This is a genomic window from Micromonospora sp. CPCC 205558, from assembly GCF_036902955.1.
Taxonomy (GTDB): Bacteria; Actinomycetota; Actinomycetes; order Mycobacteriales; family Micromonosporaceae; genus Micromonospora.
This window is the reverse complement of record NZ_JBAKHR010000005.1, coordinates 396610-411269: the sequence shown is the minus strand read 5'-3', so window position 1 is coordinate 411269 and position 14660 is coordinate 396610. Positions and strand designations below refer to the sequence as shown.

Below are 14660 nucleotides of genomic sequence, written 5' to 3'. Positions count from 1 at the left end.
AGCACCTGCGCGCGCCACTGCCCAGGTGATCCGGACGGGACCCCGGATCACCACACAGACACCGGTCCGCCGGGCCGCCTGAGGGGTCCGGCACCCGGCGGGCCGGCCCGCCCAGCGGCGCTGATCATGCAGTCGCGGTGGAAGGTTGCGCATGACTTCGGGCCCCACCCGACCGGGGTCGTGCGGGGCCCGTGGTGGCGCTGTCGTTCAGACGGCGGGGGAGTTGGGGCGGTCGACGTCGACGAACTCCACGTCGTCGACGGGACGGTCGTCCCGGCTGCCGGCGGCTCGCGCGGCGGAACCGACGGCCCACCCGACCGCCGCGCCGACCAGCGCGGCGCCGATCAGAAGCGTCCAGGGCAGTGCCGGCTGGCGGCCGGCGAGCGCGTCGAAGGCCAGCGAGGCGCGGCGTCGCGCCTCCTCGGCGGCGGATCCCACCAGGTCACCCGCCCCCTCGGCGAGGTCGCTGCTGTTGCGACGGGCCGAGCGAGCGGTGCCCAGCACACTGTCTCCGGCGGAGTTGACGGCCGAGATCAGGTGCTCCCAGGCCTGGTCCGCGATCCGCTCCGGCTTGCTGCGCCGGTCCAGCAGGTTGGTTCCGAACATCGTGGTTACCTCCTCAGGTGCCGAAGCCGCCGGCCACTTCGGACTTCGGCGTCTTTCCAGCGCGTCACGGTGTCGCCCATCCCGCAGTGCCCCGCGTCAGCCGGACGCAAACCCCGACCTCCGCGGAACACAGGTAGCTCGGCGCGCGCCGTCACCCGACGCGCCACCGGCTCAGCGCACCGCTGACACGGTGACGCCCCTGGCGAAGTCGTCATCGTCGTCGTCATCGTCGTCTCCGCCACCGAAACCGCAGGCCAGGACGAGGGCGAGCAGAATGCCGACGCCGGCCAACCCGGCAAGTCGCTTGATCATCGAAGATCCTCTCCGTCACGGTGGGTGTCCCGGCCGATGCTAGGGCGCGTGGACAACCCTCGGCGCGGATCGCGCCGGCCGACGGTGCGCGACACGCCGACGGCGCACGGGGCGGGCGTACGTCGGGGGCGGGTTGTCGGATGGGCCACGTCCGGACCGCTACCCTGGTTCGGCGGCGCGTCGGTCACGACCGATCGTCGATGCTCGGATAACAAAAAGTCTTGAGTAATCAGATACTGAAAAGTGCGGATATGGGCGGCTTTTTGGGCCCGGATCCGCGAATTGCTCATCCAGAGGGGTGGCGACCGAGGCCATCGGAGGAATACTCTCGGTCGCGGCCCGCGTACTGATGAGGCGCCCGGGGGACGGGCGGGTGGAGGTGCTCGCGTGAGCCTGTCGATCGTGAAGTCGGTTCTGTCCGGTGGTGTCGTGGAGATCGCCCCGCGGGGCGAAATCGACGTCGACACAGCGTACGAGGTGCGCGAAGCGATCGCGGAGGTGCTGGCCAAGGGCCGCCCGCTGCGCATCGAACTCAACATGAGGCTGGTCACCTTCATCGACTCGGTCGGCATCAGCGCCATGGTGGCCGGCTTCCAGACGGCCGAGGTCAGCGACGTCAAGCTGGTCGTCACGGAGCCGAGCCGGTTCGTGCACCGGCAGCTCTGGGTGACCGGCCTGCTCGGCCTCTTCGGTGCCCCGGAGCCCTACTTCGCCGGCACCGCCACCCCCGAGGTGCTGCCCGGCGCCTGAGCGCGTCGGCACCGCCGTCAGGGCTGCCCGTCCAGGCCGGTCAGGTCGATGTCGGTCGCCTCGGTGACCGCTCGGATGGCCGTCACCGACGCGTACCCGGCGGCCAGCAACGCCACGTCCGTGCCGGGCTGTGCGGCCTGCCCCGGCTCCTCCAGCGAGGTACGGACGAAGCCGTGGCCGGATTCGGCCACCGTCATCTGCACCTGACCGAAGCTGGCCAGGCTGCCCCGCCGCACCCCACGCAGCTGCTCGTGCGGCAGGTCCGGGGCGTTCACGTTGAGCACGCTCTCCATCGGTGCGGAGGTCAACCGGGGGAGCAGGTCCAGGGCGACGCGCGCGGCGGTGCTCCAGTGCCGCTCGGCGTCGCGTACCCGGGCGGCGGCGTCCACCGCTGCGCCACCGCTCGCGGCCGTCGCCTCGCCGGCCGAGAGCACGTCGAGGGAGACCGCCATCGCCCGGCAACCGTTCGAGGCGGCGGTGAACGCAGCCCCCACGGTCCCGGAGTGCAGCACCGCCCGGCCGGCGTTGGCACCCCGGTTGACCCCGGAGAGCACCACCGACGGCGGTGGACCGAACGCCCCGTGCAGCGCGATCAGCGTGATGAAGCCGGGGGACCCGGCCACCCCGTACGCCGGCACCCCCGCCAGCTCCGGCAGCGGGTGGTCGTTCACGATGACCCGCCCGTCGCGCTCTATGGCGCTCATCGCGGCGCTGGTGCCGCTCGCCTCCTCCATCGGCGCGGCGACCACCACGTCCAGGCCCCGCTGCCTGGCCGCCCAGGCCAGCGCCTGGATGCCCGGCGCCGCGATCCCGTCGTCGTTGGTGATCAACACCCGCAGGGTCATCGCTCGGTCACCCGGTCGGCCAGCTCGTCCGGGGTGGTCCGCTCCTGTTGCCGGCTGTCCGCCGGTACCAGTCGGACCCGGTCCACCAGCCCGGTGATCGAATCCAGTCGTCCGGTGCCCAGGCCGTGCCGGGTCACGTTCAGCGCGCCGGCGGCGGCGCCGGTGCGGATGGCGGTCCGGATGTCACCGCCCCGGGCCACGACGGCTGCCACTCCGGCGGTCATCGAGTCGCCCGCGCCGCGCGGGTCGGCGGCCTCCAGTCGGGGCATCTCGACCTGGAACAACTCCCCGTCGATGAGCGCCAGCGCCGGCTGGTCGGCGCGGCTCACCACGACCGTCTCGGCGCCGCCCGCGTGCAGCTCGTACATGGCCTGGGTCAGCTCCACGGTGTCGTCGCTGCGGGCGCGGCCGTCGCGGATCAACTCCTCGTGACTCACCTTGAGGAAGAACACTCCACTCTCCAGCACCGAACCGAGGTGATCGCCGGAGAGGTCGACCACCACCCGGCCGCCGTTCGCGCCGAGGTCGGCGGCGAAGCGTCGGTACAGGTCGGCCGGTACGAGCCAGGGCTCGTTCGGTCCACTGAGGATGCTCACCGAGGCTCGCAGGCCCTCGCCGAGGGCGAGGTTGTACAGCTCGTCGATCTCATGCCGGCTCAGCGGATGCCCGGGCACGTCGACGATCTCCCGCCGGGAGCCCTCCCGGCGATCGTGCACGTACCCACCGCTGCCGGAGTCGCGGACCACCACCTTGAGGTCCACGCCCTCGCTGAGCAGCAGCGGCTCCAGCACCTGGCCGATCTCGCCACCGAGGGCGGCGCAGAGCACCACGTCGACACCGAGGGAGATCACCATCCGGGCCTGCCAGACGCCCTGCCCGCCGGGGTGCAGGTGCAGCTCGGGGTGGTCGTTGGGCTGGTCCACGGTCACCGTCAGCTGTGGCGTGGGCGCGAAGACCATCACGTGCCCGCTCATTGGTCGTCGCCGTTCATCGGGCCGCCCTCCGGCGCCTTCGGAAGATTCGCACTAACTGACCTTAATAGGGCAGGTAGTGGCAGGTCGCCGCATCGGCCCGCCCCGTCGCGGTCGCTGGGGCCGGTCGGGCGTTGCCAGCCGGACATCGGTACGGGACGATCGGGCGACCAACCACGGCGGGAGACGGTGTGCTCAGCAGCGATACCTTCAGCTACACCGTCCAGGCCCGCTGCTCACTGGCCGAGGCGGCAGCGCTGCTCAGCGACCTGACCCGGCAGGGTGAGCTGCATCCGCTGATCGTCCGGGTCCGCCGGGTGCCGCCCCGGTCCGGAGCGCAGGCCAGCTACACGATCAACGACCGGTTGATGGCCGGCCCGCTGCGCTTCCAGACCACCTACCACGCGGACGTGCTGATCAGCGAGGCCGACGAGATCGTCATGGTGGCCCGCCAGTGGCCAGCCACCACGGTGCGCAACCACACCCGGCTGCGCGCCGAGCCGGACGGCCTGGTCCGCATCGACGTGGAGATCACCCTCACCGCGCCGAAGCCGCTGTTCCGGTACGCGTTCCGCCAGGCCCGAGCCGCCCACCTCGCCCTCGCGACCCGGCTGGGCGCGGCCCTCGACCGCACCGGCGAACCGCCACCCACCTGACCCGCCCCGCCCCGCCACCCCGCCACCCCGCCGCCCCGCCCCGCCACCCCGCCGCCCCGCCCCGCCACCCCGCTTCATGATCGCGCTCAATCGTGGATGTAGTGGCCTCCTGACGCATCGAGGCCACTACATCATGGATCGAGCACGATCATCGGTGTGCGGCGGTCGCTACTGCCGTGCGGTAGCGCGGCCACCGCCGGTGCGGGTGGCTGCGGCGGTGCGGGTGGCTGCGGCGGTGCGGCGGCGGCCCCACGGCTTGTAGGTGGAGAGCACCGTCGCGATGATCATCAGGCTCGTCGACACCGCCGGCGCGATGACCAGGTCGGCGCGATCGCGTGCGGGCAGGGCGGCGCCGACCGCTCCGGCGTGGCGCAGGTTCGGGGTGAGCAGGAACAGCACCAGCCCGACCATCACCGTGGTGAGCACGAGCTTGACCAGCACCCAGCGGTGGCGCAGCAGGCCCCACGGGGTGAGCAGCGAACTGGCGACTCCGATCACCCAGACCATGATGCTCAGCGGCGCGAACAGCACCGTGCCGATCAGGGCGCTGACCGGATAGACCACCGCCGGGTCGGCGCCCCGCTGCACGGCGACGCCGAGGGTGAGCAGCACCAGGTCGGTGCCGAGCCAGCCGAGCGAGGTGACGAGGTGCAGGGTGAGCAGCGCCTTGCGGGTGGTGGGTCGGATCCGAGGCATACCGCGATGCTGCCCGCCGGCCCCCGACCGGGTCGTCCGACGAGCGACGACATCAGGGGTACGCCCGGCGACGTAGCCCGGCCCCGGACGTGCGTGATGCCTGTGAGTCGCCAGGACGACTCACAGGCATCACCACGCGCGGGTCAGTAGACCGACAGGTGTACGTGGTTGGTGTGGTCGGTGGACGGGGTGCCGTGCGCCCCGCTGTACGACTTCCACCCGCTGCTGGGCAGCCAGATCTGCCGGTACCAGATCACGTAGAGCACGGCGAGCCGGTCCGCGTTGCGGATGAAGTACGCGGCCAGGTTGTTGCCGTAGGTCTTGTCGCCACCGGTCGCGGCGCCGCCGAAGCCACCCTTCTGCGCGGCGAAGTCGCAGGCCCGACCCTTCGGGTGTTCACCGGAGCCGCTGGGGCGGTGGCACGAGACGTACCGGGTGAAGCCTGCGGCCTTCGCCTGGTTGAGCGCGTGCAGGGTGCGCGGGGTGATGCACCCGCTGGCCGGCGTGGGGTCGTTGACGCTGCACGACTCCGACGGCCAGGAGCCGTCGGAGTTGCGGGGCGCCGCCGTCGCGTTGGCGGTGGAGGTGCCCCGGTTGGAGGTGTCGGCGGTGGTCCGCGTCTTGGGTGTGGTGGCCACGGCCAGGGCCCGTTCGGCCTGTTCCTTGCGCTTGGCCATCACCGTGACCTGCTTGCGCTGTTCGAGGATCTCGCTGTCCAGGGCGACCCGGGTGCGGTTGGCCTGGTCCTTGCTCTTCAACAGGTCGCGCAGCACCCGGTCCTCGTTGGCGGCCACCGCGTCCAGCGCGGCCGCCCGGTCCATGAAGCCTTCCGGAGTGCTGCTGTTGAGCAGCGCCGACATCGCGCCGAGCCGTCCGGTCCGGTACGCCACTTCGGCGATCTCGCCGACCTTGCCGTTGCGCTGGTCGATCTCGACCTCGATGGTCTTCAGCTGGGTGGCGAGCTGCTGCTGCCGTTGTACGGAGGTGTCCAGGGCGCGCTTCGCGTCCAGATAGCCCTTGCTGGCCGCCTCGAGTTGGGCGCGCAACGCCGGGGTGCCGCCCTCCTCGTCGGAGTCGGGTGCGGCAGCTCGCAGGCCGGTCGGGGGAGCGGCCGAGGCGGTGCCGGCCGGAAGCGCGACGCCGAGGGCGAACATCGCGACGATCAGGGCCGCCAGTCGGGCGGCGGGTGGTCGTGCTGGTGCCACTGCGCATGTCCTTCCGTCAGCCGCCGACCGGGTTAGCTGACGGGTTCGGGACGGAAGATCCCTACCGCTGACGCGGATGCACCCCAGGAACATGGTTCCCCGGTTCGCCCAGTTGGGCGATTAGGCGGCGACCGCCACCGGCGCCGGGAGGCGCCGCCTGGTGGAGGCCGGGACCGAGCCTACCGGTGCCGGTGGGGCGGCTGCAGCCAATGTGACGGACGGTGCGTGCGTCATCACCGAAAATTGGGCCGAAAGTCGAGCAATGCTCTGAAAAGCCCCGTCACCACTCGATGGAGCCACACGCTCCGGAGGTGGCACCGGGCTCGATCTGCAACGTCGCGTGCTCGATGCGGAAGTCGTCGTGCAGGGCCGTACGCGCCGCGGTGAGCACCGCGCCGACCTCCGCGCCGGGTGCCATGGTCAGGTGTGCCGAGGCCACCTCCATGCCCGAGGTGAGCGTCCAGACGTGCAGGTCGTGCACCTCGACGACACCGGGGACCGCCGCCAGCCGGTCGTGCACGGCGGTCACCTGGAGGTGCTCCGGTGCGGCCTGCACCAGGATGCGGATGGCGGCACGGGCCAGCCGCCAGGTACGCGGCAGGATGAACACGCCGATGGCGACCGCGACCAGGGGGTCGGCCCACCACCAGTCGGTGACCGTGATGAGCAGCGCCGCGCCGATGACGCCGAGCGAGCCGAGCAGGTCGCCGAGCACCTCCAGGTAGGCGCCCTGGAGGTTGATGCTCTCCCGAGCCCCGGCGCGCAGCAGGGCGAAGGCGGCGATGTTCGCGAGCAGGCCGAGCACGGCCACCGCGAGCATCGGGCCGGCGATTACCTCGTGTGGGTCGCCGAAACGGCGAAGCGCCTCGATCACCACGTAGATCGCGACGCCGGAGAGCAGGAGGGCGTTGGCCAGCGCGGCGAGCACCTCTAGTCGATAGAGCCCGAAGGTGCGCTGCGGATCGCCGGTGGCCCGCCGGGTCGCCGTGATCGCGGCGAGCGCCATCCCGATGCCGAGCACGTCGGTGAACATGTGCCCGGCGTCGGAGAGCAGGGCGAGCGAGCCGGTGCGCAGAGCGGCCACCGCCTCGACCATCATCAGGGTGGCGAGCAGCCCGAACGCCGCCCAGAGTCGACCCCGGTGCTGGTGTGCGGCATTGGCGACGGACCCATGGTGGTGGTCATGACCTGCGCCCACGAGAATTACCTTCCGCCGCCGGCCGGGACCCGGTCAAATGTATGCTCACATCGCTATGTGTGCAAGTGTACGCGCAGCGCCTCTCGCTGGCGGCAGTCCGCGCACGTCAGCCGGTCGGGTCGATGGTGGTGAGCCGCTGGGTGGCCCGGGAGAGCGCCACGTACAGGGTGCGTACCCCGGCACCCGGATCCGCCCGGATCTCACTCGGGGCGACCAGCACCACCCCGTCGTACTCCATGCCCTTGGCCTCCAAGCTGGTCACCACCTGCAACCTGGGCGCGCCGAGCGCGCCGAGCCAACCAGCGACCTCGTCGCGGCGGGGGACCGGCGTGATCACCCCGACCGTGCCCTCCACCTCGGCCAGCAGGCCGGCGGCGGCCTCCACGGTCGCGGTCTCCAACCCTGGCGCGGGCACCACCAGCTCGACCGGTTCGACGCCGGTGGAGCGGACGGCGGTCGGCAGCGGCAGGTCGGGGTAGAGCCGGCGGATCTCCGCCGCCGCCACCGCGAAGATCTCCGCCGAGTTGCGGTAGTTGGTGGTGAGCGTGAAATCGTGTCGCTTGCGCCGGCCCAGCGCCTGGTCGCGGGCTCGGGTCAACTCCTCCGGATCGCCGGTCCACGCGGTCTGCGCGGGGTCGCCCACCACGGTCCAGGAGGCCAGTCGGCCGCGCCGACCGAGCATCCGCCACTGCATCGGCGAGACGTCCTGCGCCTCGTCCACAACCACGTGCGCGTAATCCCGGTAGTCCTCCGGACGCTCCCGGGCCGCCGCGCGAGCGGCCCGCTGCCGTTCGCCGAGGGTGCTCAGCTCGCGGACACCACCGGCGAGCTGGAAGGGATCGCGTCGCGCCCGGGCCGGCTGCGCGGGCTTACCGAGCAGCGCGTCCAACTCGTCCAGCAGCGCCACGTCGGCGATGGTCAGCCCGGCCGAGTCCAGGTTCCGGTACGCGGCGTCGAGCAGCCGGATCTCCGCCGAGGAGAGGATCCCCCCGGCGTACCGGCGCAGCCGGTCCGGCTGCGCCAGCCAGCCGAGCACGTGCCGGGGGTGCAGCCGAGGCCACCACGCCTTGAGGAACTCCCGGAACTCCGACCGCTCGGCGATCTCCGCCTCGAAGGCCGGCTGCTCCGGCAGCCGACCGCTGCTCAGCTCACGGGCCTGCGCCCACAGCGCGGCGAACACCCCGTCGAAACCGGCCCGGCGCACCTCGTTGCGCCGCGCGCCGCGTTGCAGCGCGCGGTCCCGGATGCGGTCCAGCGCGGCCCGGTCCAGCCGCAGCAGCGTGCCCCGGTAGAGCAGGCGCAGCTCACCTGGGCCGCCCGGCACCGCGTCGCGGGCCGCGCGCTCCAGCACCCGGCGCATCCGCAGCGAGCCCTTCACCGCCGCCACCTCGGGCGGGTCGGTACGGGTGGCGCTCATCCCCGGAAAGAGGGTGCCCAGCGAGTGCAGGGTCGCGGTGTCCTCACCGAGCGACGGCAGCACGGAGCCGATGTACTCGACGAAGACCGACGACGGGCCGACCACCAGGATTCCGCCGCCCGCGTAGCGACTGCGGTCGGAGTACAGCAGGAACGCGGCCCGGTGCAGGGCCACCGCGGTCTTGCCGGTGCCGGGGCCGCCCGCGACGATGGTCACCCCCGAGCCGGGCGAGCGGATCGCCTCGTCCTGCTCCCGCTGGATGGTCGCCACGATGTCGCGCATGCCCCGACCGGTGGCCTTGGAGAGGGTGGCCAGCAACGCGCCGTCACCGACGACCGTCATCCCCTCCGGGGCGGCGTTCGGGTCCAGCAGGTCGTCCTCGATCCGGGTGACCCGCTCGGCGCGGGACTGGATCGTGCGGCGCCGCACCACGTCCAGCGGCTGCGCCGGGGTGGCCTGGTAGAAGGCGGCGGCGGCCGGCGCGCGCCAGTCGACGACCAGCGTGACGGCGTCCTCGTCGCGGATTCCGAGTCGCCCGACGTGCAGCACCTGACGGTCGCGCAGATCCAGCCGGCCGAAGACCAGCCCCTCGTGCTCGGCGTCCAGGGTGTGCCGCCGCTGCGCCGCGTGGAAGACCATCGCGTCGCGCTCGACCAGTGCGCCGTGCGTGCCCACCCGCGCCATCCGGTAGCCGTCGCGCTCGGCGCGGACGGCCGACCGCCGCAGCTCGGCCAGCCGGGCGTACACCCGGTCGAGGTGCCGTTGCTCGACGGCGATCTCCTGCTCCAGGCCGTTCTGGTCGGTCAACGCACGCTCCTTCAAAGGTCGCTGGCAGGCGGCGGGAACCGCGCGGGCCAACCGCAGAAGGGTACGGCCCTCGGCTCGACCCGCCGCGCCCGAGGTGCGCGAACGTGCTCAGGCACCCGTCTCGGCCGGGGTCGCGGTGGCGGCATGGTGGGCCGGTGGCGTTTCGGCGAGCACCCGCCGCAGCACGCCGGTGAGCGCGGCGTTGACCTCGTCCGGGCGTTCCATCATCAGCATGTGCCCGGCCCCGGGGCAGACGGTCAGCTCGGTGGCCGGCAGCGCCGCCGCGATCGACTCGGCGCACGGCGGTGGGGTCAGCCGGTCCCGGTCGCCGACCAGGGCGGCAGCCGGCAGGTGGGCCAACGCGGCGAGGGTGTCCAGCCGGTGCTGGGTGCCGATGGACGCCCGGAACCCACCGATCGACCGCAGCGAGGCGCGAGCCACCGCCGACGTGACCAGGCGGATGTCGGCCGCTTCGCAGCGGTCGCCGAAGAGCATCCACCGGATGCTGGGTTGCAGCGCGTTCAGCAGTGCCCGGGGTGCCCGCCACGAGCCGCACCGGGCCAGCACGCCGGCGCCCGTCGTCTCGGCCAGCCGGATCAACCGGGCGATCCGCGGCGAGAGCCCGTAGACGGTGTGCGTGTGCCCCTCGGCGGTGGTCGAGACGAAGACCAGGCCAGCGACGCGGGCGGCGAAGTGCGTGGGGTGGCGGTGGGCGTACTCCATGATCGTCATGCCGCCCATCGAGTGCCCCACCAGCACCACCGGGCCGGCCGGCGCCACGGCGTCGAGCACCGCCGCCAGGTCGTCACCCAACTGCGCCAGGGTGGCCGTGGGCAACGCCATGCAACTGGATCGGCCGTGCCCCCGCGCGTCGTACGAGACCACCCGCACCGCACCCCCGAACGGCGCCGCGGTAAGCCCGTCGACCTGCCGGTGCCAGGCGCGTCCGTCCAGCGTCCAGCCGTGCAGCAGGATGGCGGTGACCTGGGCGTCCGTCGGACCCGTCGCCTCGACGTTGAGCCGTACGCCGTCCGGCAGACCGACCTCGAACCGCTCCGGCATCGCCACCTCCCCAGGGCCGCCCAGCACCACGAGCACCGGGATACCCGGCGGTAACACCGGCTACCCGCCATGTCACCACGCCAATCGCGCCCTGGCGAACATTTCCGACCGCACCCGGGGTGGACGCCGGCAGGCCAAGCTGAACGGCATGGGGTCGTCGGAAGCGCCCATGGGCGCAACGTCGGGGCAGGGGCGGCAGGCCGGCGGTACGCCCCGTGCCGCACTGGCCGATCTGCTCGCCGGAAATCGACGGTTCGTCAGCGGCCAGCCGGTGCACGGACACGACGTCACGGCCGCCGCGGCGGCCTCCGGCGACCAGCAGCCGTACGCCGTGCTGCTGGGCTGCATCGACTCCCGGGTGCCGCTGGAGGCGATCTTCGACCAGACCTTCGGCGCGATCTGTGTGATCCGTACCGGCGGGCACGTGCTCGATCGCGCGGTCTGCGGCTCGATCGAGTACGTGGTCGGCCAGCTCGGCGTACCGCTGGTGATGGTCCTCGGCCACGAGCGGTGCGGCGCGGTGGAGGCCACGGTGCAGGCGCTGCGCACCGGGCAGCGGCCCGGGGGGTCGCTGGCGCACCTGGTGGACGAGATCGCCCCGGCGGTGACCGAGGCGGGGATCGACGATCCGGCGGTGCGGCCGCTGGCGATCCGGCGACACGTCCGGCGCACGGTGCGCACCCTGCGCGAGGACGACCTGCTGGCCGGGCCGGTGGCCGCCGGTCGGGTGGCCGTGGTCGGAGGCCTCTACGACCTGGCCACCGGCGAGGTCGTACTGATCGATCCGGGTTGAGCCGACCCCGGGACGCGCGAAACCGCCCACCGGGAGTTCCCGGTGGGCGGTTTCGGTTGGTGCGGTGGGGGAGAGCTCAGCCCTCGAAGACGCCGGCCGCGACCAGGCGCTTCTCGGTGGCCTCCCAGCCGTCACCCGGGTGGGTGGCAGCCAGGTTGTTGATCTCCGCCCGGATCTTGGCGGCGTGGCCGGCGGCGGCCAGAACGCGGATCTCCTCGACGAAGGCGTCGGAGTCCGTGCGCAGGTGCGCGGTCTTGCCGTTGGTCAGGTTCCGCACGTAGGCGTGCTTGCCGCCGTTGAGCGGGATGAGGTACTTGAACTCGCCCAGCACGCTGAGGGCGCCACCCTGGCCAGCCTGGCCGGCCCGGACGGACGCGCGCGCGGTCTTAGAGGTGTTGCTCGCCACGGAGGTACTCCTTGCAAGACGTACGGGAGGACTGGACGTCCGGGGGCTGTGTGCGGGTCGTACGTGAGTCGGCCCGCGTAGGTGTAACGCGGCATAAGCCGCCGGTGGAACTGTACAGGACCACGACATCATGCTGGTCGTCGCGGTGTCCTGAGAGGCAACGGCGACCACCCGTCCGGCTATTCCACCCGGCGTTTTTTCCGATTCCCTGGCGCACCACGTGTCACAGGAGTCATCATGTGTTGCAGCAGCCACCTGGGTGGACGAGGTCGTAGGGGAAGACGCACCTCGCTCTCCGGGAGGTCACCGTGCCAACGCGTGGCGTCGTATACGTCCACTCGACCCCGCTCGCCGTGTGCTCGCACGTCGAGTGGGCGATCGCGCGCGTCCTCGCCGCGCCGGTCAACCTGCAGTGGACGGCTCAGCCCGTCGACCCCGGCGCACGCCGGGCCGAATGCGGGTGGACCGGTCGTCCGGGGACGGGCGCCGAGCTGGCTGCTGCCCTACGGCAGTGGCCCATGATCCGTTTCGAGGTCACCGAGGAGCCGAGTCCCGGTGCCGATGGTGAGCGCTTCATGTATGTGCCGGCCCGTGGCCTGTTCCGGGCGACGGTCGGCGTGGCCGGCGACATTCAGCTCGGCGAGGACCGGCTTCGGGCACTGATGGCGGCATCCAGGGCCCCGGAGGCGCTGGCGCACGCCCTCGACAAGGCACTCGGCACGGCGTGGGACGCTGACCTGGAGCCCTACCGGTACGCCGGCGACGGCGCCCCGGTGACCTTGCTCACCCGGGTCGGCTGACCCGACGGTCCGCGGGCCGGCGACGTGCACGCCAGCCCTCGGATGGGCGTGCGGGCGGTAAGGTCAAGTTGCCCCGATAAGGGGGAACTGGTGGGATAGGCGACGTGTCGAATCGCCTGTGGCGTGCCCCTGTCGCTGTCGCCGCCCTGACCGCCCTGCTCGTCTCCGGCTGCTCGGGTGGGTCGCCCCGCCCCGCCCCGACGCCCAGCCCAGCCGCCCCGTCCGGCGGCCCGAGCGTCCCGGCCGCGCCGCCCGCCGGCGATCCCGCCAGCCGCGCCGCAGCGCTGGTGGCGACGCTGTCCGACGAGGACCTGGTCGGCCAGGTGCTGATGCCGTACGCCTACGGCGACTCGGCGACGAAGGTCTCCGCCGGCTCGGCCGCCGGAAACCAGGCCCTCGCCGGGGTCGACACCCCCGCCGACATGATCGCCAAGTACCGACTCGGCGGCCTGATCCTGGTCGGCTTCAGCGCCGACGACCCCACCAAGGGCAACCAGGAGACCACCAACGTCGACAACCCCCAGCAGGTGCACGAGCTCACCACCGGGCTGCGGGCCGCCGCCGGCCGGCTCGCCGCCGGCCCCGCACCGCTGCTGATCGGCACCGACCAGGAGTACGGCGTCGTCACCCGTGTGACCGACGGGGTCACCGTGCTGCCCAGCGCCCTCGCGGCCGGCGCGGCCGGTGACCCGAAGCTCACCGAGGCCGCCTGGCGGGCCGCCGGCGCCGAGTTGGCCGCGATGGGCATCAACATCGACTTCGCGCCGGTGGCCGACGTGCTGGCCACCCGCAGCACCGTGATCGGCTCCCGGTCGTACGGCGCCGACCCGAAGAAGGCCGCCACGCAGGTGGGCGGCGCGGTCCGGGGCCTCCAGGCGGCCGGTGTCGCGGCCACCCTGAAGCACTTCCCCGGGCACGGTCACAGCGCCGACGACTCGCACCAGGATCTGCCGGTGCTCACCCAGTCCGCCGCGGCGTTGCAGAGCGGCGCGTGGCCGCCGTTCACCGCCGGGATCGACGCGGGCGCGATGGCCGTGATGTCCGGTCACCTGGACGCGCGCGCGATCGACCCGGGGACCCCGGCGACGTTCTCGCACAAACTGCTCACCGACGTGCTGCGCGGTCAACTCGGCTTCAAGGGTGTGGTGATCACCGACGGGATGAACATGCCTCCCGCGAAGCGCTGGGCCCCCGGTGAGGCGGCCGTCCGGGCGCTCAACGCCGGTAACGACCTCATCCTGATGACTCCGAACGTCGGTCAGGCGTACGACGGGTTGCTCGCCGCGCTGCGCGGCGGATCGCTGCCCCGGACCCGGCTGGTCGAGGCGGTCACCCGGGTGCTGACCATGAAGTTCACGCTCGCGGAGCTGCCCGCCGCGCAGATGTCCACGCTCAACACCCCGGCGCACCGGGCGGCGGCCGACGCGTTGGCCGCCGCTGCCGTCACCGTGCTGCGCGGCACCTGCGGCGCAGGAGTACGCGGGCCGGTCACCGTCACCTCGTCCGACGGTCGGGACGGCACCCGGGCCACGCTCACCGCCGCGCTGACCGCCGCCGGGGTGTCGGTCAAGCCCAGCGGCGGCACGATCGTGCACCTGGTGGGCTACGGCGACGGCGCCAAGGACCTGCGCCCCGACGCCGCGGTCACGGTCGCCATGGACACCCCGTACGTGCTGGCCGACGCCAAGTCACCGACGCTGCTGGCCACGTACTCCTCCAGCCGGGCATCGATGACCGCCCTGGCCGCCGTGCTCGCCGGAAAGGCCAAGCCGGGCGGCCAGTCGCCGGTGCCCGTTCCCGGGCTGCCAGCGACGACCTGCCCCACCGGCTGACGCCGCCGGGCGGTCCCGCGCGGCCGAAACCGGGTCGCCCCGTCCCGGTCGGTCTGACACCCTCCTCCCATGGGAGCGGCAGCGGGATTCCGGCACGTGCAACGGGCGGACGGCACGGTGGTGATCAGCCACCACGGTCGGGTCGCCGGCACGCTGCGTGGCGCACGGGCGGCAGAGTTCCTGGCTGAGGTCGACGACGATCCGCAGTTGGTGATGGCCCGCTGGACGGGCAACTACCGGCACGGCAACGAGCGCACCGCGAAGCAGCACCCCCGCAACCGGGGCTGAACGACGCAAGGGCCCC

16 protein-coding genes and 1 riboswitch are annotated in these 14660 nt (G+C 72.6%); of the genes, 6 read left to right on the top strand and 10 right to left on the bottom strand.

Annotated features, from left to right (window positions below):
* Nucleotides 1-207 precede the first annotated feature (207 nt).
* Both V6U86_RS06970 and V6U86_RS06965 read right to left on the bottom strand, forming a co-directional pair.
* Nucleotides 208-606, bottom strand: a complete 399-nt coding sequence (locus tag V6U86_RS06970; RefSeq protein WP_334499722.1) for a hypothetical protein — start codon at nucleotides 604-606, stop codon at nucleotides 208-210.
* Nucleotides 607-777: 171 nt separating this feature from the next.
* Nucleotides 778-918, bottom strand: a complete 141-nt coding sequence (locus V6U86_RS06965; RefSeq protein WP_334499719.1) for a hypothetical protein — start codon at nucleotides 916-918, stop codon at nucleotides 778-780.
* 387 nt (nucleotides 919-1305) lie between these two features.
* On the opposite strand from V6U86_RS06965, the gene V6U86_RS06960 reads away from it, so the two are divergent.
* Nucleotides 1306-1668 carry an STAS domain-containing protein gene (locus V6U86_RS06960; protein ID WP_278147425.1) on the top strand — a complete coding sequence of 121 codons (363 nt, stop codon included), beginning with the start codon at nucleotides 1306-1308 and terminating at the stop codon, nucleotides 1666-1668.
* A gap of 17 nt (nucleotides 1669-1685) precedes the next feature.
* Here the strand turns inward: V6U86_RS06960 and surE are convergent, their stop codons facing one another.
* Nucleotides 1686-2513, bottom strand: a complete 828-nt coding sequence (gene surE, locus V6U86_RS06955; RefSeq protein ID WP_334499713.1) for a 5'/3'-nucleotidase SurE — start codon at nucleotides 2511-2513, stop codon at nucleotides 1686-1688.
* The gene (locus tag V6U86_RS06950; RefSeq protein WP_334499710.1) at nucleotides 2510-3487 is read right to left on the bottom strand and encodes a 1-phosphofructokinase family hexose kinase; all 978 of its coding nucleotides are present in this window, start codon (nucleotides 3485-3487) and stop codon (nucleotides 2510-2512) included. Before V6U86_RS06950 ends, surE begins: the two co-directional genes overlap by 4 nt.
* A gap of 188 nt (nucleotides 3488-3675) precedes the next feature.
* Here V6U86_RS06950 and V6U86_RS06945 point away from each other — a divergent pair, with 188 nt between their 5' ends.
* Nucleotides 3676-4140 (top strand): SRPBCC family protein, encoded by a 465-nt coding sequence (locus V6U86_RS06945; RefSeq protein WP_334499708.1) that lies wholly within the window; start codon nucleotides 3676-3678, stop codon nucleotides 4138-4140.
* Nucleotides 4141-4308: 168 nt separating this feature from the next.
* Here V6U86_RS06945 and V6U86_RS06940 read toward each other — a convergent pair whose 3' ends face one another.
* The 5 genes from V6U86_RS06940 to V6U86_RS06920 form a co-directional block, all read right to left on the bottom strand.
* Nucleotides 4309-4836, bottom strand: a complete 528-nt coding sequence (locus tag V6U86_RS06940) for a DUF2269 domain-containing protein (protein WP_334499706.1) — start codon at nucleotides 4834-4836, stop codon at nucleotides 4309-4311.
* Nucleotides 4837-4979: 143 nt separating this feature from the next.
* Nucleotides 4980-6041, bottom strand: coding sequence for a coiled-coil domain-containing protein (locus V6U86_RS06935; RefSeq protein WP_442934889.1), 1062 nt, complete (start codon nucleotides 6039-6041; stop codon nucleotides 4980-4982).
* Between the two features lie 5 nt (nucleotides 6042-6046).
* A riboswitch (cyclic di-AMP (ydaO/yuaA leader) is annotated at nucleotides 6047-6178 on the bottom strand.
* Between the two features lie 143 nt (nucleotides 6179-6321).
* Complete coding sequence (locus tag V6U86_RS06930; protein WP_334499704.1) at nucleotides 6322-7239, bottom strand: cation diffusion facilitator family transporter; 918 nt, start codon at nucleotides 7237-7239, stop codon at nucleotides 6322-6324.
* Between the two features lie 106 nt (nucleotides 7240-7345).
* Nucleotides 7346-9463, bottom strand: a complete 2118-nt coding sequence (locus V6U86_RS06925; protein WP_334499702.1) for a HelD family protein — start codon at nucleotides 9461-9463, stop codon at nucleotides 7346-7348.
* 108 nt (nucleotides 9464-9571) lie between these two features.
* On the bottom strand, nucleotides 9572-10525 hold the full coding sequence (locus V6U86_RS06920; protein ID WP_334499700.1) for an alpha/beta fold hydrolase: 954 nt from the start codon (nucleotides 10523-10525) through the stop codon (nucleotides 9572-9574).
* Nucleotides 10526-10694: 169 nt separating this feature from the next.
* Here V6U86_RS06920 and V6U86_RS06915 point away from each other — a divergent pair, with 169 nt between their 5' ends.
* The gene (locus tag V6U86_RS06915) at nucleotides 10695-11318 is read left to right on the top strand and encodes a carbonic anhydrase (RefSeq protein WP_334499698.1); all 624 of its coding nucleotides are present in this window, start codon (nucleotides 10695-10697) and stop codon (nucleotides 11316-11318) included.
* Nucleotides 11319-11394: 76 nt separating this feature from the next.
* On the opposite strand, the gene V6U86_RS06910 is transcribed toward V6U86_RS06915, so the two are convergent.
* On the bottom strand, nucleotides 11395-11724 hold the full coding sequence (locus tag V6U86_RS06910; RefSeq protein WP_030330285.1) for a hypothetical protein: 330 nt from the start codon (nucleotides 11722-11724) through the stop codon (nucleotides 11395-11397).
* A gap of 308 nt (nucleotides 11725-12032) precedes the next feature.
* On the opposite strand from V6U86_RS06910, the gene V6U86_RS06905 reads away from it, so the two are divergent.
* From V6U86_RS06905 to V6U86_RS06895, 3 genes are all read left to right on the top strand, one after another.
* On the top strand, nucleotides 12033-12524 hold the full coding sequence (locus V6U86_RS06905) for a DUF3145 domain-containing protein (RefSeq protein WP_091409261.1): 492 nt from the start codon (nucleotides 12033-12035) through the stop codon (nucleotides 12522-12524).
* 104 nt (nucleotides 12525-12628) lie between these two features.
* Entirely contained in the window at nucleotides 12629-14356 is a 1728-nt protein-coding gene (locus V6U86_RS06900; RefSeq protein WP_442934888.1) for a glycoside hydrolase family 3 protein, read from the top strand.
* A 69-nt stretch (nucleotides 14357-14425) separates the two neighbouring features.
* Nucleotides 14426-14644 (top strand): hypothetical protein, encoded by a 219-nt coding sequence (locus V6U86_RS06895; protein ID WP_334499691.1) that lies wholly within the window; start codon nucleotides 14426-14428, stop codon nucleotides 14642-14644.
* The last annotated feature ends 16 nt before the right edge of the window (nucleotides 14645-14660 follow it).